15 protein-coding genes, 1 tRNA gene and 1 pseudogene are annotated in these 18,919 nt (G+C 70.3%); 8 read left to right on the top strand and 9 right to left on the bottom strand.

Translation table 11 applies throughout. From position 1 onward, the window contains the following. Positions 1-621 precede the first annotated feature (621 nt). From AB0O00_RS12605 to AB0O00_RS12595, 3 genes are read left to right on the top strand one after another with little or no spacing between them, the layout of a single operon-like run. A complete protein-coding gene (locus AB0O00_RS12605) occupies positions 622-1,650 on the top strand; it encodes a LuxR C-terminal-related transcriptional regulator (protein WP_363650956.1) in 1,029 nt (342 codons plus the stop codon). Next, complete coding sequence (locus AB0O00_RS12600) at positions 1,640-2,635, top strand: LuxR C-terminal-related transcriptional regulator (RefSeq protein WP_363650955.1); 996 nt, start codon at positions 1,640-1,642, stop codon at positions 2,633-2,635. The genes AB0O00_RS12605 and AB0O00_RS12600 overlap by 11 nt, the downstream gene beginning before the upstream one ends. Then, positions 2,628-3,614, top strand: a complete 987-nt coding sequence (locus AB0O00_RS12595) for a LuxR C-terminal-related transcriptional regulator (protein ID WP_363650954.1) — start codon at positions 2,628-2,630, stop codon at positions 3,612-3,614. Before AB0O00_RS12600 ends, AB0O00_RS12595 begins: the two co-directional genes overlap by 8 nt. Before the next feature lie 7 nt (positions 3,615-3,621). On the opposite strand, the gene AB0O00_RS12590 is transcribed toward AB0O00_RS12595, so the two are convergent. The 6 genes from AB0O00_RS12590 to dnaK all read right to left on the bottom strand — a co-directional run bounded on the left by AB0O00_RS12590 (position 3,622) and on the right by dnaK (position 10,468). Continuing rightward, positions 3,622-4,248, bottom strand: coding sequence for a hypothetical protein (locus AB0O00_RS12590; protein ID WP_359970402.1), 627 nt, complete (start codon positions 4,246-4,248; stop codon positions 3,622-3,624). A 616-nt stretch (positions 4,249-4,864) separates the two neighbouring features. Then, the gene (locus AB0O00_RS12585; RefSeq protein WP_363650952.1) at positions 4,865-5,866 is read right to left on the bottom strand and encodes a helix-turn-helix domain-containing protein; all 1,002 of its coding nucleotides are present in this window, start codon (positions 5,864-5,866) and stop codon (positions 4,865-4,867) included. 218 nt (positions 5,867-6,084) lie between these two features. Next, entirely contained in the window at positions 6,085-6,591 is a 507-nt protein-coding gene (locus tag AB0O00_RS12580; RefSeq protein WP_363650950.1) for a helix-turn-helix domain-containing protein, read from the bottom strand. Between the two features lie 16 nt (positions 6,592-6,607). Further along, a complete protein-coding gene (gene dnaJ, locus AB0O00_RS12575; protein ID WP_363650949.1) occupies positions 6,608-7,753 on the bottom strand; it encodes a molecular chaperone DnaJ in 1,146 nt (381 codons plus the stop codon). Positions 7,754-7,997: 244 nt separating this feature from the next. Further along, complete coding sequence (gene grpE / locus AB0O00_RS12570) at positions 7,998-8,621, bottom strand: nucleotide exchange factor GrpE (protein WP_363650947.1); 624 nt, start codon at positions 8,619-8,621, stop codon at positions 7,998-8,000. Next, positions 8,618-10,468 carry a molecular chaperone DnaK gene (dnaK, locus tag AB0O00_RS12565; RefSeq protein ID WP_363650946.1) on the bottom strand — a complete coding sequence of 617 codons (1,851 nt, stop codon included), beginning with the start codon at positions 10,466-10,468 and terminating at the stop codon, positions 8,618-8,620. The genes grpE and dnaK overlap by 4 nt, the downstream gene beginning before the upstream one ends. 344 nt (positions 10,469-10,812) lie before the next feature. Here dnaK and AB0O00_RS12560 point away from each other — a divergent pair, with 344 nt between their 5' ends. The 4 genes and pseudogenes from AB0O00_RS12560 (at position 10,813) to AB0O00_RS12545 (ending at position 16,650) form a co-directional block, all read left to right on the top strand. After that, the gene (locus AB0O00_RS12560) at positions 10,813-13,029 is read left to right on the top strand and encodes a (Fe-S)-binding protein (RefSeq protein WP_363650944.1); all 2,217 of its coding nucleotides are present in this window, start codon (positions 10,813-10,815) and stop codon (positions 13,027-13,029) included. 377 nt (positions 13,030-13,406) lie between these two features. Further along, positions 13,407-14,480: pseudogene (locus tag AB0O00_RS12555) on the top strand (NDP-sugar synthase); the annotation flags it as partial. A gap of 173 nt (positions 14,481-14,653) precedes the next feature. Continuing rightward, positions 14,654-15,661 carry a Yip1 family protein gene (locus AB0O00_RS12550; RefSeq protein ID WP_363650942.1) on the top strand — a complete coding sequence of 336 codons (1,008 nt, stop codon included), beginning with the start codon at positions 14,654-14,656 and terminating at the stop codon, positions 15,659-15,661. A gap of 98 nt (positions 15,662-15,759) precedes the next feature. Next, the gene (locus AB0O00_RS12545; protein ID WP_363650940.1) at positions 15,760-16,650 is read left to right on the top strand and encodes a metal-dependent hydrolase; all 891 of its coding nucleotides are present in this window, start codon (positions 15,760-15,762) and stop codon (positions 16,648-16,650) included. A 76-nt stretch (positions 16,651-16,726) separates the two neighbouring features. Here AB0O00_RS12545 and dcd read toward each other — a convergent pair whose 3' ends face one another. Next, complete coding sequence (gene dcd, locus AB0O00_RS12540; protein WP_363650938.1) at positions 16,727-17,302, bottom strand: dCTP deaminase; 576 nt, start codon at positions 17,300-17,302, stop codon at positions 16,727-16,729. Positions 17,303-17,374: 72 nt separating this feature from the next. Continuing rightward, positions 17,375-17,611 carry a hypothetical protein gene (locus AB0O00_RS12535; RefSeq protein ID WP_363650936.1) on the bottom strand — a complete coding sequence of 79 codons (237 nt, stop codon included), beginning with the start codon at positions 17,609-17,611 and terminating at the stop codon, positions 17,375-17,377. A 261-nt stretch (positions 17,612-17,872) separates the two neighbouring features. On the opposite strand from AB0O00_RS12535, the gene AB0O00_RS12530 reads away from it, so the two are divergent. After that, positions 17,873-17,946, top strand: a tRNA-Gly gene (locus tag AB0O00_RS12530). 220 nt (positions 17,947-18,166) lie between these two features. Here AB0O00_RS12530 and AB0O00_RS12525 read toward each other — a convergent pair. Further along, entirely contained in the window at positions 18,167-18,655 is a 489-nt protein-coding gene (locus tag AB0O00_RS12525; protein WP_363650934.1) for an RICIN domain-containing protein, read from the bottom strand. Positions 18,656-18,919 lie beyond the last annotated feature (264 nt).

The raw sequence follows: 18,919 nt of genomic DNA, 5'->3' as shown, positions 1-18,919 counted from the left end.
CTCGGCTTCCGGTTTCGGAAGCCGAGGCCGACCGCTCCGTTTGCGGGAACCGTGTGGGTGCAGGAACGCGCACGCCACTTCTGACTGTTCACCGCCAATCAGGCCGGTGCGAGAGCCCTTCCGCGCACCCGACTGGCCTTGGCGTTCACCGGAATCCGGCCCACCGCTCCGTCCGCCGCAACCGGCCCGTCGTGCAGAAAGCTGCAATTGCGCGAACCTGCACTCGGGTGACACTTGTCCGCCGGGCGTCACGCTGTGATGGTGGTGTCACGCCAAGTCGTCCGGGCAACCGCGGCCCGATGGTGGCGACTCGCTCTTCAAATGTGGATGCAGGACAGCGCATGCCTGCATAACGGGGGGAAGAGCGCCGGCCGGGACGCCATGTGTGGTGATGGCCCCCGGAACCGGAGTCGGCGAGGCGTTGCTGCTCCGCCTCGCCGCAAGCGCCTTGGCATGGCGTGGCAAGGCGGCCCCTGGGCGTCCGGTGTGCGACGGCACCCGGGCCCAGGGTCCGCCCGCCGCCCGGTACCGTGACCGCCGGGCCCTCGCGGCCGGAAACGACGGGGACGCGGGACACGGGGGCGGGCACATCCGAAAGGCGTCCGGCAGGGAGAGTTCGACGTGACGGCGGAACCAGCGGTCGCACCGGACCACGGCCCGAACACGGGTGGCTTCACCGGCACCGGGGGCCTCGCGGGAGCCGGTGAGCCCGACGAGGCGGCCCGCCAGCTCTACCTCTCGATCCTCGCCGAGGGCGGCCGGATCCCGTTCACCGGCGTCCACGAGACCGACCACGCCGCCCTCCAACAGCTCGTCGACATCGGCCTGCTGATGCCCAACGCGATGGACGCCTGCTACACCGCCGTCAGCCCGCGCTCCGTCAGCGACCGCCTCGGCGCCGACCTGCGCAGCGAGGCCACCCGGCTGCTGGTGCGCGCCGAGAGCCTGCCCGGCGCGCTGGACGGCCTCACCCGCGCCTACGACGCCATGCCCCGCCCGCAGGGCCGGGCCGGCGGCGCCGTCTACGTCGAGGGCCACGTCCACATCCGCCAGCGGATCTCGCAGCTCGTCTCCGACTGCCGCACCGAGGTCCTCACCGCCCAGCCCGGCCACCGGCCCGCCGACACGCTCCAGGTCGCCCGGCTCCAGGACGTCCAACTCCTGCAGCGCGGCTGCTCGTTGCGCACCATCTACCAGCCGGTCGCGTTCGCCGACCAGCCCGCCCTCGCCTACGCCGACGAGGTCACCCGGCACGGCTCGCTGATCCGCATCCTCGACGAGCCCTTCCAGCGGCTCATCGTCTTCGACCGCACCGTCGCCGTGATCTCCGCGAGCGAGGACAACAGCACCGCGGCCTTCATCACCGACCCCGCCGCCATCACCTTCCTGGTCGGCGCGTTCGAACGGGACTGGGCCCGCGCCGACACCACCGAAGCCGCCGCCGCCCTCGGTCACGGCCCCGCCCGCAGCACCCCCGACCGGGTTGGCCGCCTCCTCGCCCGCGGCCTCACCCAGCGCGCCGTCGCCACCCGCCTGGGCCTGAGCGAGCGCACCGTCGCCGCCCACATCTCCCGCCTCCGGGACCGCTACGGCGCCCAGACCCTCTTCCAGCTCGGCTGGCTGATGCGAGGCTCCCGCGATGACCGCTGAGCGAGTGAAGCGAGCGCACCTTCCCAAGGACGCGCACGGGCGAACGCTCCTGCCGAGCGATGAGCCGACCGCCGCCGAGCGGGCGCTCTACCTGACCGCCATCCGCCAAGGCGGGTACCTGCGCCCCGACGACCTCGCCGCCACCGACCGCCCCACCCTCGCCGACCTCGTCGCCCGCGGCCTGCTCACCCCGACCGCCACCGGCTACACCGCCGTCGACCCGCGCTGCGTCGGCGACCGCCTCGGCGCCGAACTGCGCACCCGCGCAACCCGGTTGCTCGTCCACGCCGAGCGGCTACCGGCCGCCCTCGCCCCGCTGTCCCACGCCTACGACGCGACCCCGCGCATCGCCTCCCCGACGGGCGAGGCCACGTACGTCGAGGGCAATGCCATCATCCGCCAGCGCATCAGCGAACTCCTCTCCGACTGCACGGTGGAGTTCATGGCGGCCCAGCCCGGACCACGTCCCGTCGAGGGCCTGAGGATGACCCTCGCCCAGGACCTCGCCCTCCTGCGCCGCGGCTGTGCGATGCGCACCATCTACCAGCCCGTCGCCATCGCGGACACCGACGTCATGCGGCAGGTCGCCCTCAGGGCCGCCCAGGGCGCCCAGGTCCGGATCCTGGACGAGCCCTGCCAGCGCGTCCTGATCTTCGACCACTCCGTCGCCGTCGTCCCCACCACCGAGGACGGCACCCGGGCCGCCTTCGTCACCGAGCCCGCCACCGTCGCCTTTCTCGTCGCCCACTTCGAACGCGACTGGGTCCGTGCCACCCCCGCCGACCACGACCTCAACCCCCCACACGCCAACACCGTTCGCATCGGCCGCCTCCTGGCCCGCGGCCTCACCCAACGCGCCGTCGCCACCCGCCTGGGCCTCAGCGAGCGCACCGTCGCCGCCCACATCTCCCGCCTGCGCGACCGCTACGGCGCCCAGACGCTCTTCCAGCTCGGCTGGCAATTGAGGGGCGACGCCGATGGCTGACCCGACACTGTCCGACGCCCTCCCGAACGAGTCCGCCCGCGCGCTCTACCACGCGATCCTGCGGGAGGGCGGACGCCTGTTGGTCGCCGACATCCGGCCGGAGGACGAGGCGTCGGTGAAGCAGCTCACCGACCTGGGGCTCCTGGTGCTCAGGGCCGCCGACGGCAACTACAGCGCGGTCAACCCGCGGTCGGTCGGCGAACGCATCGGCGCGGAGCTCCGAGAGGAGGGCGCCCGGCTGATCACCCAGGCGTCGCTCGTCCCGAAGATGCTGGACGACCTGACGCAGGCGTACGACGCCGCACCCCGCCTGGACCACGAGGGTTCGCCCGGGGTCCGGTACGTCCACGGCATGCACCAGATCCGGCACCGCGTGGCCCAGGTTCAGAACGACCATCCCGGCGAGGCGCTGGCCATGCAGCCGGGCGGGGCCCGTCCGGCCGAGTACCTGGCGGACGCACTCGACTCCAACCGTCGGCACCTGGCGAACGGCGGGAGCATGCGCACGATCTACGAGGCTTCTGCTCGGCTGGATCTCCCGACGGTGGAGTTCGCCGCCGAGTCGGCCCGGCTCGGTGCGCTGATCCGCGTCCTGCCCGTGCCGTTCACCCGGCTGTTGATCTTCGGCCGGGCCGTCGCCGTGATCCCCGCGGCCGCGGACAACACCGCTGCGGCCTTTATCGAGGATCCGGCCGTGGTCGACTTCCTGGTGCGGGACTTCGAACTCCACTGGCAGCAGGCCGAGGGCGTGAACTGGGCCGCGCTGGCTGCCGGTTCCGCCGGTTCCACCGTCCACGAGCAGGTGGGTCGGCTGCTGGCGAACGGGCTCACGCAGCGGGCGATCGCGAGCCGTATGGGGCTGAGCGAGCGGACCGTTGCCGGTCACATCGCCCGGCTGCGTGAGCTGTACGACGCGGAGACGCTGTTCCAGCTGGGCTGGCAGATGCGGGGATCCCGGACGGGGGAGTCCGGTGGCTGACCGCGGCTCAGCCGGTGGCGGCGCCCGACGGCCAGTAGCCGGCGCGGCCGGCCACGGGGGGCTGCTGGCGGGGGACGTTGAACTGCTCGCCGGGGGCGGTCCAGAAGCCCTCGCGCAGGGACAGCGCCATGCCGGCCCAGTCGAGCGCGGTCTCCACGGTGTGGTTGAGCGCCTCCTGCGACCAGGTGTCGTCGAAGACCAGCGGCAGGACGGGGGCGACCTGCTCGATGGTGGCGATCAGCGGGTTGTGCGTGATGGCCTCGTCGACGAGGAGGACGATCGGCTTCCGCAGCGCGGAGGCCCAGCCCAGCTCCAGGCTCACCCCGGCCGACAGCGGAGCGCCGACGTAGGCGAACACCAGGTCGGCCGACTGCAGCGCCCGGAAGTCCGACGGAACCCGCGGCTCCGGCGCCCGCCCGGCGACGGTCCAGGCGTCGCTGTGATGCGCGCTGTACACGGCGGCGCCGCTGCGGAGCAGGGTGGTGCGAAGCGTCGTCAGCCGCGTCCGGCTGGCGAGCGTCACCACACTGTCCGCCGGCCCGGTCAACCGCATCAGCGGCGCGGCCAGAAACACACGTGCACGCCGACCCTCGGGGGCCTGGCTGTCGTGGTGACGCAGGTAGGGCTCGGTCATGTCGACTCCGGGGGAAGTGCGCCGAGGCTGAGCTGCTCGCTGCCGACGCTGGTCGTAGAGATAAGACTGCCGGAATTTGGGCGGATTTATCGCTTTTCGACGCCCAATCTGCTGCAGCGGCCCGATCGAAAGATCCGGTCGTCGTAGTCGGGTGGGCGTGAGTTGATCGTCCACCGAGCAGGCGTGGCAGTCCACTCATACGTGGTGTCATCCGTCTGCATGGCAGAGAGATGACACCCCTGGCCAGCTGAACACGCCCGTGACAGCCCGAACGCCGTATGGCAGCATTTGAGCGTTTGATGGACTGCCGCGCGTGACTCAGCATCGGCAAGTCGCTAGAGGATGGGGTGTACGCGAGTGTCTCGTAAGCGTCAGGCCGCAAAGGCGGCCCTTGTGGCGATAGCCGCCAGCGTCCTCACGATGCTGGGCGCTGTCGTGGCATGTACTGACCATGGTGCAGACGGTTCCGTGCATGTCAACTATTCGGTCTCTAGCACAGACACGGACATTGCGTCCCTGGCGATCGGCACCACCCTGGATAACGATCACTCCTGGACGTAGCCACCGCCACGCCGATATTGATTCGTCGGCTGCGCGGAGCGAGCGGAAGAGAGCGCTATGACGCGTTGTCGGATTCCTTCGACGACCGCGCGAGTGCGTACCCGAGCTGGAAGAGCGAATCCACGTTGTAATCCTCGCGCATCTCGGCGAGATGGCGGGCCAGAGTACGCTCACTGATGCCGAGTCGGCGGGCTATGACCCGGTGGTTCGTGCCTTCCAGCATCAGGTCGATTATGGTCTGCCGCAGGCTGGAGACCACCTGCTGGGGGACGGTCCGGCTGCCGTTGAAGTCAAGCCCTCTGTTCCAGTTCCGCTCGAACACCTCATGAGTGAGGAAGTGTATGACGGCGGGGTCGTAGATGAAGGCGGCGAGATTCAGATCCTCGGCCACTGGAATGACGGCAAGGATTCGGTCGATGATGATCAGCCGGGTGTAGGGCTCGTCGAGGGTCCGGAACTTTCCGCCGGCCTCGGTGAGTGTTCCCACGTAGTCCCTGGTCGGGGGATGGTAGCGGGTGCTCGGATGGTAGATCGTTCGCGTTGAGATACCTCTCTTGAGGTCCTCCAGGTCTTCAGCAAGAGTGCCGGAGAGTACGTCCGGAGGGCGCGGACCGCCGGGCTGGGCGGCGAGTACCTCTTCTTGTGCAGAAGCGACTGCGTTGTTGATGCGCTGGTTGATGACGGCCTTGCCGCGAACGTATTCGATCACGCCGCCCGCTGATTCGGGCTTGTGGAATGCATCCGCGAGGCTCTGCAGGTCGCTGGGTATGGATACCGCGCGAGAGAGGAGTTCGAGCGCCTGGCGCTGCCATATGACGCTGAGTCCGGAAGCAAGCTGTTTCGGGTCGACGGCCACCAGGACCTGTGGATCGTCCGCGTCGGGAACGAGCAGCCCTATCTGCAGGAGCTCGGCCAGATTGCCCTGCTCATCGGAGTCGACCTCTTTGCGGGCAATCCGCCCGTGTTCGCGAATAATTGTCAGGTAGAGCTCATGCGCGCCGGGAGACAGGGTGCCCGTCGTGCCGGTGGCCGAATTTGCTTCGTCCCTCCCGATCATTCACGGCTCCTTCTCGATTGACGATCCGGCCTCAGGGTGTACCGACACCTTGCTGGCCGATCTTAGACCGCATTGCGGGCTCGGGACCGGCGCGCTCCAGCTCCAATTGACCAAGGCGAGGCGACCGAGGTGACCGAGTGGAACCCTCTCACCAAAGCCGAGCCGCCGGCACCCCCCGAACAGGAGGGAGCCGGCGGCCGGGCTGGTGTTCAGCCAAGTCAGCGCTTCGGGCGCCAGACGACCAGGGCGCTCGACTGCGGGGTCGGGGGCTGGTACGGGACGAGGTCGCGGCGGTAGGAGGCGTGGACGGCGGCTTCGCGCTGCTGGAGGGCGGTGGCGGCGCCCTCCAGGGAGTCGGCGAGTTCGGCGATGCGTGACTGGAGGGCGGTGACCTGGTTCTCCAGCTCGATGATCCGCTTGATGCCCGCCAGGTTGATGCCCTCGTCCTGGGAGAGCCGCTGGACCTCGCGCAGTTGCTGGATGTCGCGGGCCGAGTAGCGGCGGCCGCGGCCGGCGGTGCGGTCGGGGCAGACCAGGCCGAGGCGGTCGTACTGGCGCAGGGTCTGCGGGTGCAGGCCGGAGAGTTCGGCGGCCACCGAGATCACGTACACCGGGGTTTCCTCGGTGAGTACGTACTGCGGCGTGGCGGCCGCCCGTCGGCGGCGCGAGCCGTCGCCGGGCAGGCCTTGGCCGAGGCCGACGCCGATGGGGTCGTCAGGGTTCATCGGGGACATCTGGTCGTCACGCTCCCTTCGCCGCCCGGAACAGGGCGGCTCGCGGGTCGTCGGAGGCGGTGGCCTCGCGGTACTGCTCCAGCGCGGACAGCGCGTCGCCGGTGACGTGCTGCGGCACCACGACCTCGACGGTGACGAGGAGGTCGCCGCGGGTGCCGTCCTTGCGGGTGGCGCCCTTGCCGCGGGCGCGCATGGTGAGGCCGTTGGCGCTGCCCGGGGGCAGCTTGAGCTTGACGGCGGGGCCGCCGAGCGTGGGCACCTCGATGGTGCCGCCGAGCGCCGCCTCGGGGAAGGTGACCGGGACGGTGACGGTGAGGTTGTCGCCCTTGCGGCCGAAGACGGGGTGCGCGTCGACGTGCACGGTGACGTAGAGGTCGCCGGGCTGGCCGCCGCGTTCGCCCTGGGCGCCCTTGCCCTTGAGCCGGATGCGCTGGGCGTCCTGGACGCCGGCCGGGATGCGGACCTGCATGGTGCGGGCGGAGCTGGCCCGGCCGCTGCCGTGGCAGTCGGTGCAGGGGTCGTCGACGATCATGCCGCGGCCCTTGCAGTCCTTGCAGGGCTCGGAGAGCGCGAACGCGCCCTGGCCGCGGCTGACGGTGCCGGCGCCGACGCAGGTGGGGCAGACCCGCGGGGTGGTACCGGACTTGGCGCCGGTGCCGTTGCACACGCGGCAGGGGGCCTGGCTGGTCATCCGCAGCGGGACGGTCGCGCCGTCGACGGCCTCCTCGAAGGAGAGGGTGACCTCGGTTTCGACGTCGGCGCCGCGCCGGGGCTGGGCCTGCCGGCCGCCGCGGTTGAAGAGGCCGCCGAAGACGTCGCCGATGCCGCCACCGCCGCCCTGGCTGCCGCTGAAGAGGTCGCCGAAGTCGAAGCTGTAGCTGCCGGTGCCGGGCCCGCCGGCGCGGAAGCCGCCGTTGGCGAAGAGGCTGCGGGCCTCGTCGTACTCCTTGCGGCGCTTCTCGTCGGACAGGACGTCGTACGCCTCGGAGATGTCCTTGAAGCGCTCCTCGGCCTTGGCGTCGCCCTTGTTGGCGTCCGGGTGGAACTCGCGCGCCAGCTTCCGGTAGGTCTTCTTGATCTCGGTGGCGGTGGCGTCCTTGGGCACGCCGAGGACCTTGTAATAGTCCTTCTCGACAAAGTCCTTGCCACTCATGCGTCCACCTCGCTCCGCTCGGCAGCCGCGCCGCGGCACACGCACCTTTTAACGGTTCGCTCGCTGCGCTCGCTCACGGCTCCCGCCACCTCCCGATGTCCATCGTCACTGCATTGTCAACAGCCTGGCCGCGAAGGCCTGTTGCCGACAGTGCGCTGCGGAGCCGGCCGCCGTACTGGCCGGCGTACGACTCCGCAGCGCACTGGTTCATCTGTTGTGACGGGCATGCGCCCGGCACAGGTCGTCAGCTGTCCTTGCCGCCGTCGGCCTTGTCCGACTTCTCGGACTTGGCGGTGTCGGCGTCCGGCCCGGACGTGGTCTGGGTGCCCGGCTGGGGCTCCGCGACCGCGACCATCGCCGGGCGGATGATCCGCTCGCCGATCCGGTAGCCGGGCTGGAGGATCTGCACGCAGGTGTCCTCGGTGACGTCCGAGGAGTAGCTGTGCATCAGCGCCTCGTGCATGGTCGGGTCGAAGGGCTCGCCCTCCTTGCCGAACTGCTGCAGGCCCAGCTTGGCGACGACCGTCTCCAGCGACTCGGCGACGGACTTGAAGCCGCCGGTGACCTCGCCGTGCTCGCGGGCGCGGCCGATGTCGTCCAGGACCGGGATCAGGGACTCCAGGATGTTGGAGACCGCGATCTCGCGCACCGTCAGCCGGTCGCGCTCGACCCGCTTGCGGTAGTTCTGGTACTCGGCCTGCAGGCGCTGGAGATCGGCGGTGCGCTCGGTGGCCTCGCGCTTGGCGGCGGCCAGCTCGTCCGACGCGTCGCCGGAGCCGGCCGCGGCGGCCTCCTCGGCGGCCTTGATCACGGCCTCTTCGGCGGCGGAGTCGTCGCCGGGCTTGCCGCCCTGCGTCTTGTCCGTCATGCCGCGCCGCCCTTGGGCTTGTCGTGCTTCTCGTCGTCCACGATCTCGGCGTCGACGACGTCGTCGTCCTTGCCGTGGGCGGCGGAGTCGCCGGCGGGGGCGGCACCGGCGGCGTCGGCGTTGGCGTAGAGGGCCTGGCCGAGCTTCTGCGCGGTGGTGGAGACCTTCTCCGAGGCCTCGCGGATCTTAGCGATGTCCTCGCCCTTCAGGGCCTCCTTGAGCTCGCCGATGGCGGACTCGACCTCGGTCTTGACGTCGGCCGGGAGCTTGTCGGTGTTGTCCGCGATGAACTTCTCGGTCGAGTAGACGAGCTGCTCGGCGGAGTTGCGGGTCTCGACGGCCTCGCGGCGCTTGTGGTCGTCCTCGGCGTACTGCTCGGCCTCGCGGCGCATGCGGTCGACCTCGTCCTTCGGCAGCGAGGAGCCGCCGGTGACGGTCATCTTCTGCTCCTTGCCGGTGCCGAGGTCCTTGGCGGCGACGTGCATGATGCCGTTGGCGTCGATGTCGAAGGTGACCTCGATCTGCGGCAGGCCGCGCGGCGCCGGCGGCAGGCCGGTCAGCTCGAACATGCCGAGCTTCTTGTTGTACGCGGCGATCTCGCGCTCGCCCTGGTAGACCTGGATCTGCACGGACGGCTGGTTGTCCTCGGCCGTGGTGAAGATCTCGGAGCGCTTGGTCGGGATCGTGGTGTTGCGCTCGATCAGCTTGGTCATGATGCCGCCCTTGGTCTCGATGCCGAGGGACAGCGGGGTGACGTCGAGCAGCAGGACGTCCTTGACCTCGCCCTTGAGGACACCGGCCTGGAGCGAGGCGCCGATGGCGACGACCTCGTCCGGGTTGACGCCCTTGTTGGCGTCCTTGCCGCCGGTCAGCTCCTTGACGAGCTCGGCGACGGCCGGCATGCGGGTCGAGCCGCCGACGAGGACGACGTGGTCGATCTCGGCGAGCGAGATGCCGGCGTCCTTGATCACGTTGTGGAACGGGATCTTGCAGCGCTCGAGCAGGTCGGCGGTGAGCTGCTGGAACTGGGCGCGGGTGAGCTTCTCGTCCAGGTGCAGCGGGCCCTCGGCGGAGGCCGTGATGTAGGGCAGGTTGATCGAGGTCTCGGAGGACGAGGACAGCTCGATCTTGGCCTTCTCGGCGGCCTCGCGCAGACGCTGCAGGGCCATCTTGTCCTTGGACAGGTCGACGCCGTGGCCGGACTGGAAGGTCTTGACCAGGTGGTCGACGACCTTCTGGTCCCAGTCGTCGCCGCCGAGGTGGTTGTCACCGTTGGTGGCCTTCACCTCGACGACCCCGTCGCCGATCTCCAGCAGGGAGACGTCGAAGGTGCCGCCGCCGAGGTCGAAGACCAGGATGGTCTGGTCGTCCTTGTCCAGGCCGTAGGCGAGGGCGGCCGCGGTCGGCTCGTTGACGATGCGCAGGACGTTGAGGCCCGCGATCTCACCGGCCTCCTTGGTGGCCTGGCGCTCGGAGTCCGAGAAGTACGCCGGGACGGTGATGACGGCGTCGGTGACGGTCTCGCCCAGGTAGGCCTCCGCGTCCCGCTTCAGCTTCTGCAGGATGAAGGCGCTGATCTGCTGGGGGTTGAAGTCCTTGCCGTCCAGGTTGATCTTCCACCCGGTGCCCATGTGGCGCTTGACCGAGCGGATGGTGCGGTCGACGTTGGTGACCGCCTGGCGCTTGGCCACCTCGCCGACCAGGACCTCGCCGTTCTTCGCGAAGGCGACGACGGACGGCGTGGTCCGGGCGCCCTCGGCGTTCGTGATGACGGTGGGCTCGCCACCCTCGAGAACGCTGACGACCGAGTTCGTCGTGCCGAGGTCGATGCCGACCGCGCGTGCCATCGTAGATACCTCCACGGAAGAGTTGAGCTTTACAGGCTCAAGGATGCACGACCCGCCGGACCGCGTCAACAGCTATGAGTCCTGAGCGCTCAACTTTGCTGATGCCACTCATCTCGGGCGGGGATGCCGCTCGTCCCGGGCGGAGCGGCGGACCCTTCCGGTGGGTGGCGGGAGTGGAGTTACGTGACTGCCGCCATACCTTGAGAACCTTCTGGAGAACTGTTAGCGAGCGGTAATGTCCGGGCCGTCGGCCCGGCAAGTTACCGACGAGTACACTTCCTTGGTAAAGACGTAGAAGACGTAGAACCGGACTGCTCAACCGCAAGCCGCAGGAGACGGAGCCGATGCAGCTAGCAGCGATCGTCATCTCGCTGGTCACGTTCGTGATCGGCACCGCGCTCGCCCTTCGTGCGGCGTGGCACATCTTCAAGGTGGTGCTCACCGGTGCGCCGGACACCACCCGCTTCGGCAAGCCCGCCCGGCGCGTGAAGACCGTCGCGGTCGAGTTCATCGGCCACACCAGGATGAACCGCTGGGGCATCGTCGGCATCGCGCACTGGTTCGTCGCGGTCGGCTTCTTCAGCCTCGTCCTGACCATCGTCAACGCGATGGGCCAGCTCTTCGACGCCGAGTTCGAGCTGCCGGTCATCGGGCACTGGGTGCTCTGGCAGCTCTTCGTCGAGCTCGTCGGCACCCTCACCACCCTGGGCATCCTGACCCTGATCGTGATCCGGCTGATGAGCCTGCCGTCGCGTTCCGGCCGCAAGTCCCGCTTCGCCGGCTCGATCGCCTGGCAGGCCTTCTACGTCGAGTACACGATCCTCGGCATCGGCCTGTGCATCCTGATGCTGCGCGCCCTGGAGGGCGCCCTCAACGGCGTCGACTCGTACGGACCGGCGCACCTCGTCTCGTACCCGATCACCTCCGCGCTGAGCGGCCTGTCGCACGGCACGCTGGAGAACCTGATCTGGATCTTCGCGACGCTGAAGATCTGCATCTCCTTCGCCTGGGCGATCACCATCGGCCTCAACCCCTCGATGGGCGTGGCCTGGCACCGCTTCCTCGGCTTCTTCAACATCTACTTCAAGCGCGACGAGGACGGCGGCACCGCGCTCGGCGCCCTGCGTCCGATGACCTCCGGCGGGCAGCCGATCGACTTCGAGGACCCGGCCGACGACGCCGTCTTCGGCGTCTCCCAGGTCGAGCACTTCTCCTGGAAGGGCATCCTCGACTTCTCCACCTGCACCGAGTGCGGCCGCTGCCAGTCGCAGTGCCCGGCCTGGAACACCGGCAAGCCGCTGTCGCCGAAGCTGCTCATCATGAGCCTGCGCGAGCACGCCTACGGCAAGGCCCCGTACCTGCTCGCCGGTGGCGGCAAGGACATGGAGGGCACCGAGAAGGCGACCGCCGAGCAGCTCAAGGACGTCCCGGCGGGCGCCCTCGCCGAGGCCGAGCGCCCGCTGATCGGCACCGCCGAGGAGAACGGCGTCATCGACCCGGACGTGCTGTGGTCCTGCACCACCTGCGGCGCCTGCGTCGAGCAGTGCCCGGTGGACATCGAGCACATCGACCACATCGTCGACATGCGCCGCTACCAGGTGATGATCGAGTCCTCGTTCCCGACCGAGGCCGGGACGATGCTCAAGAACCTGGAGAACAAGGGCAACCCGTGGGGCATGGCCACCAAGGCCCGCCTCGACTGGGTCAAGGAGCTCAAGAAGGAGACCGGCATCGAGGTGCCGGTGATCGGCGAGGACATCGACCCCGCCGAGGTCGAGTACCTCTACTGGGTCGGCTGCGCCGGCGCCCTGGAGGACCGCGCCAAGAAGACCACCAAGGCCTTCGCCGAGCTGCTGCACACCGCGGGCGTGAAGTTCGCGATCCTCGGCAAGGAGGAGTCCTGCACCGGTGACTCCGCCCGCCGCCTGGGCAACGAGTTCCTCTTCCAGATGCTCGGCGCGCAGAACGTCGAGACGCTGAACGCGGCCCTGGAGGACGCGCCGGTCAAGCGGATCGTCGCCACCTGCCCGCACTGCTTCAACACCATCGCCAACGAGTACCCGCAGCTGGGCGGCCACTTCGAGGTCATCCACCACACCCAGCTGCTGCAGCACCTGATCGACGAGGGCAAGCTCGTCCCGGTCAACCCGGTCGAGGGCCTGATCACCTACCACGACCCCTGCTACCTGGGCCGCCACAACAAGGTCTACAGCCCGCCGCGCGAGATCATGGACAAGGTCCCGGGTCTGCGCCAGCAGGAGATGCACCGGCACAAGGAGCGCGGCTTCTGCTGCGGCGCCGGCGGTGCGCGCATGTGGATGGAGGAGCGCATCGGCAAGCGGATCAACACCGAGCGCGTGGACGAGGCGCTGTCGCTCAACCCGGACATCGTCTCCACCGCCTGCCCGTTCTGCCTGGTGATGCTCTCCGACTCGGTCAACGGCAAGAAGAACGAGGGCGCGGCCAAGGAACACCTGAAGGTGGTCGACGTGGCCCAGCTGCTGCTCGACTCGGTCAAGGCGACCCCGCCGGCCGAGGAGCCCGCCACGGTGGACGCGTAGCGGTCCGGGGCGACGGCTCCGCCGTCCTCCGCGGTTCCGCTGTTCGACAGTTCTGCTACAACTGCCCGGCCCGGTGGTCGCCGCGAGAGCGGCCCGCCGGGCCGGGCTTTTGGGGCCTCGGCGGTGCTGTCCCCGAGCCCGGGCGGCGGGCGCGTGACGCCAATCGCACAGCCGCCGGACGGGCATTCGGTTGGAAGGAAATACAGTAGGCCAGACCGGCCCGCGGGCCGGTCGACCCGTTCCGGGCGGTTCGACCGCGGTTCGACCGCGGTTCGCGCACGAGCCGGACCGCCGACGGACGGACGGGTCCATACGAACGAAAGAGGTGCGGCCCGCCGGGCCGGGCCGCAGAGACCACAAGGGGAACAGCGCAGACCATGACCGAGGCGATCATGCTGGTCGGTGGTAAGGGCACGCGACTGCGTCCGCTGACCACCCACACCCCCAAGCCCATGCTGCCGGTGGCGGGCGTCCCCTTCATCGCGCACCAGCTGGCCCGCGCCGCGGCCGCCGGAGTCACCCGCGTGGTGCTCGCCACCTCCTACCTCGCCGAGGTCTTCGAGGACCACTTCCAGGACGGCACCCCGTACGGCATCGAGCTGGTCTACCTGACCGAGCGCGAGCCGCTCGGCACCGGCGGCGCCATCCGCAACGCCGCCTCCGGGCTCACCTGCGGTCCGGACGAGCCGGTGCTCGTCTTCAACGGCGACATCCTGTCCGGCGTCGACATCGCCGCCCTGCGCGACGGCCACGTGGCCGCCGGGGCCGACGTCACCCTGCACCTCACCCGGGTGGAGGACCCGCGCGCCTTCGGCCTCGTGCCGACCGACGCGGACGGGCGGGTGCTGGAGTTCCTGGAGAAGCCGGAGACGCCCGAGCAGATCGTCACCGACCAGATCAACGCCGGCTGCTACGTCTTCACCCGGTCCGTGATCGACCGCATCCCGGCCGGCCGGGAGGTGTCCGTCGAGCGCGAGACCTTCCCCGAGCTGCTGGCCACCGGTGCGCTGCTGCGCGGCGTCGTCGACACCTCGTACTGGCTGGACCTCGGCACCCCGGGCGCGTTCGTCCGCGGCTCGGCCGACCTGGTCCTCGGCAAGGTCGACTCCCCGGCCGTCCCCGGTCCGACCGGTGACGCCCTGCTGCTGCCCGGCGCGACCGTCCACCCCGGCGCGGTGCTCAGCGGCGGCACCGTCGTCTCCGAGGGCGCGGTGGTCGAGGCCGGCGCGATCGTCGAGGGCAGCGTCATCCTGCCGGGCGCGGTGATCGGCCCGGACACCCTGGTCAAGGACTCCATCGTCGGCGCCTTCGCGACCGTCGGCGACCGCTCGGCCCTGGACGGCGCGGTGATCGGCGACGGCGCGATCGTCGAGTCCGACAACGAGCTGCCGAACGGCATCCGGATCGCCTGCGGCACGCTGCTGCCGGTCGGCGCCGTCCGCACCTCGGCCGGCCCGGGCGGCTGCCCGGCCGGTGCCTCCGCCGCGGCGGCCGTCCACGGGCCGACCGTCACCGCGCAGCGCTGACGCCCGCTTCCGGCCCCGTTCGTCTCAGGCTCGCTGCAAACCGGCCCCGGCTCCGTCCGGGACGTACGCGGACTGGGCCGGACGGGTACCTTCGGAACGTGGCTGGTAATCGATACGACAGCGGTCAGGGCGCCGACCCCCACGGCGGGTGGTCGGCCCCTCCGCCGCCGGCGGGGGCGCCCGGGGGGCACGGGCAGACGGACGGGCCGGAGTTCTTCACGGCCCCGCACCAGGGGGTCGCTCCGCACGACCCGTACGCCGCCGACCGGCCCGGGAACACCCGGGCCTTCCCGACCGGCGGCGACCCGTACGGGGGGCAGCCCCCGTACCAGGACTACCCGACGCAGGGGTACCAGGGACAGGGGTACCAAGGGCAGGGCGGCTACTACGGCCAGGGGTACGAGGGCCAGGGGTACGAAGGTCAGGGGTACGGGGACCAGGGGTACGACCAGGGCTACGGGCCGGGTGGCGGGTACCCCCAGGGGGACGGGCAGCAGCCGTACGGGCAGGACAACGTCGCCGTCTACCGGGCCGGCGGCCAGTCTTCGCCGCACGTCTCCGGTCCGCGCCCGCACTGGCGCGAGCTGCTCATCGGCATCGTCCGCGCCCCGGCCGCGACCTTCGACCGCACCCGCGACCACCAGGTCTGGCTGCCCGCCCTCACCGTCTCGCTCCTCTACGGCGCGCTCGCGGTGCTCGGCATCGGCCTGACCCACAACGACATCGTCAACTCGACCTTCACCGTCGCGCTGACCGGCATGGCCGCCGCCGCGCTCGGCTTCACCGTCACCGGCGCGATCTTCGGCGCGGTCACCTACGCGCTGGCCCGCCAGCTCGGCGGGGACGGCCCCTGGAAGTCGACGGTCGGCCTGGCCGCGCTGATCGGCTGGCTGACCGACGTGCCCCGGCTGCTGCTCGCCCTGGTGCTGCCCTCCGGCAGCGCGGTCGTGCAGGTCGTCGGCTGGGCCACCTGGGCCTTCTGCGCGTTCCTGCTGACCACGATGGTCCGCCGGGTGCACGACCTGCCCTGGGGCAAGGCGGCGGGCGCCGCGGCCGTCCAGCTGCTCGCGCTGCTGGTGCTGATCAAGCTCCCGACCCTGGGCTGACCGCCGGACGGAGGACCCTCGGGCGGCAGAATGGTGGACGGGCTCCGCGAACCGGGGCCCGTCCTTTCTTTGGCCGCGACCACCCACCGGAGCCAGGCATGACCCTCCCCACCACCCACGTCAGCTTCCCGGCCGGGGCGGTGACCGGCGAGTCCCCGGTGCTCGCGGTGCACCCGCTGGCCGACGGCCGGTACGCCGTCGTCACCGCGGCGACCCCGTTCCACCCGCTCGACCACACCTGGCCCGACCAGCCCGCCGACCTCGGCACGCTCACCGTGGACGGCGCCGAGCTGGCCGTCGTCGACTGCCTGACCGGCGCGGTCGGCCCGGACGGCGGCGCGCCGCTGGTCGGCGCCGACATCCCGGTGCGGCGCGGCGACGAGGAGTGGTCCTGGCTCGTCCTGCACGTCCTCGCCGCCGACCCGGGCGACGTCGTCGGCCGCGGCGCCCGGCTCGCCGTCGACGCCGAGCGCCGGGCCGCCCTCAGCGCATCGCACAGCGGCTGCCACCTGCTCGCCCTCGCCCTCAACGCCGCGCTCGCCCCGCGCTGGCGCAAGGACCCGGGCCGCGCCGACGCCCTCGGCCACCCGGACTTCGACAGCCTCGCGATGGCCACCTCGGTGATGGACACCGAGGCCAGCACCGACACCTACCGGATCGGCAAGTCGCTCAAGAAGAAGGGCTTCACGGTCGACGCCACCGACGACCTCCCGGCCCTCGCCGAGGCCCTGCCCGCCGTCACCGAGGCCGTCAACGCGCAGCTGGCCGCCTGGGTCGCCGCCGACGCCGCCGTCCGCATCGAGGTGCCGGGCCCCGAGCTGACCGCCCGCCGCCAGTGGCACTGCGAGCTGCCCGAGGGCGGCGCGCAGATCTTCTGCGGCGGCACCCACCTGCACCACCTCGGCGAGCTGGCCGAGCTCCGCACCGAGCTGCGGCTCTCCGAGGACGGCACCGAGCTGGTCGCCGTCACCCGCCCGAAGCGGGCCTGAGGACGGCCGGGAACGCCGCGGGCGGCCACCCTCGTGCCGAGGATGGCCGCCCGCCGTGCGTGCACTCTGCTCGGGGTCAGACCCGGGTGCGGTGGAAGTTCAGGTAGGAGCGCGAGGGCGTCGGGCCGCGCTGGCCCTGGTAGCGCGAGCCGTAGCGCTCCGAGCCGTACGGGTGCTCCGACGGCGAGGAGAGCCGGAACAGGCAGAGCTGCCCGATCTTCATGCCGGGGTACAGCTTGATCGGCAGCGTCGCGACGTTCGACAGCTCCAGCGTGACGTGGCCGCTGAAGCCGGGGTCGATGAAGCCGGCCGTGGAGTGCGTCAGCAGGCCCAGGCGGCCGAGGCTCGACTTTCCCTCCAGCCGGGAGGCGACGTCCTCGGGCAGGGAGATGACCTCGTACGTCGAGGCCAGCACGAACTCGCCGGGGTGCAGGATGAACGCCTCGTCGCCGTCGGGCTCGACCAGCCGGGTGAGGTCCGGCTGCTCCTCGGAGGGGTCGATGTGCGGGTACTTGTGGTTCTCGAACACGCGGAAGAAGCGGTCGAGTCGCACGTCGATACTGGAGGGCTGGATCATCGACGGGTCGAAGGGGTCGATGACCACCCGGCCCAGGTCGATTTCGGTCCGGATGTCCTTGTCAGAGAGCAGCACGCTTCGAGGTTACGTGCACGACGGGGCCCCGGACGAATCCGCCCGGGGCCCCTTCCGTCCTCGCGCCGGCCGTCAGGCCAGGAACTCGACGGCCTCCAGCCGCATCGCCCGGGCCAGTTGCGGAGCGGACAGCTCCCGCACGTCGGCCAACACCGAACTCCTCAGCCGTCCGCACTGCGGACAGCGGATCAGCCGTCCGGGCCCCAGCCGGCCGGGTCCGAGGTTCTGCATCGGGAACATGGTGGTGCTGAACAGGTGCCCCTCGGCACAACGAACGACGGTGCGCTGCTCCATCGATCCCCTTCCCATCCCTAACCCAGTACTCACCCGTACTCGTCGCGCCCCGGGGACCGGGCCCCGGGACAGCGTCACATTAGGGGATGTTCCGGACATTCCACACCATGGCTCGCCGCCCCGACCCCACCCGCCGGAGCACTCTCACGCGGCCCAAACAGTACGCCCAACACCCCCGCCCCACCCCGCTCCGCCACGTCCCCGGGCCACCCGTGCAAGCGGCGTCACGCATGCGGTACAGTGAAGGCGATCGAGCGGTCACTGACGGCTCGTCAGGCGGGCGTAGTTTAATGGTAGAACATGAGCTTCCCAAGCTTAGAGCGCGAGTTCGATTCTCGTCGCCCGCTCCAGCAGTAAAGCCGCAGGTCAGCGACCTGCGGCTTTCGTGTTGTCCAGACCAATTCATCCCCGCTGTGCCAGATTTCGTGCCAGAAGGCGGGGGCGCTCGGGTTCCGGCAGTTGGGCCCGTCTGTAGGCAGCAGGACGCTCGGTCACCTCGCCCGGCACCGAGGCCGGCGCCGAAGGCTGAGAGTCGAGCCGAGACGTTGCTTTGGGGGAACGACTACGGGGTCACCCAACGACCTGCCACGACTGGGGGTAGTTTTTGGGGGAACCGCAGGTCCACAGGGTGAGCCAGGTGCCGTTTTCCAGCGAATTGCCCTCACTGGTGATGCACTTCGACCCGTGCAGGGTCCAGATGTGCTCCCCCTCGTATTCGAACCTCTGCGGGCTGGGGATCGAGTAAGGGTCGCAGGTCCACAGGGTGAGAACGGCGCCGTTGGTGTCCGAGGCATTACCGCGGGGCGTCATGCACTTTCCGCTCGCATCGTGGACTAGGAGCATGCCGTCCCAATGCCACTTCTGCAGATCGCTGCCGGTGCAGGACCATACGGTGATCACGGTGCCGTTGTCCGTGCTGTTGCCTTCGGGAGTGGCGCACTTGTCGGTCTGGTTCCAGAGCACGGAGTTTCCGACTGCCTGGGCCGGACTCGCGGCGAGAGAGTTGAAGCCGATCATGGCCAGCAGCGCAACCAGCGCCGACGATGCCTTGCGAATCATGTTCCGTTCCTTCTTGGTTCTCCGGCTCGTGGGCCGGCGAGTGGTGGTCCGGTGCCAGGTCGGCCACAGGACCAGTGATCGGGCTGTTGCAGTGCCCGCGCAGAGGTTCAGGCCCAGGTGCGGGAGCAGAGCACCAGGCGGTAGCCGTCCGGATCGGTGATCGTTGCCCCGTGTTCGTCCGGGACGCGCTCGGTGGTGCGCCACAGGACGTCCAGGCCGAGGCCGTCCGTGTAGAAGCGTTCGGCGGCGTTGAGGTCGCGCGAG

This window comes from Kitasatospora sp. NPDC093558, assembly GCF_040683475.1.
GTDB lineage: Bacteria > Actinomycetota > Actinomycetes > Streptomycetales > Streptomycetaceae > Kitasatospora.
Note: the sequence above shows the minus strand (reverse complement) of the source record. Positions and strands in the feature narration are given on the sequence as shown.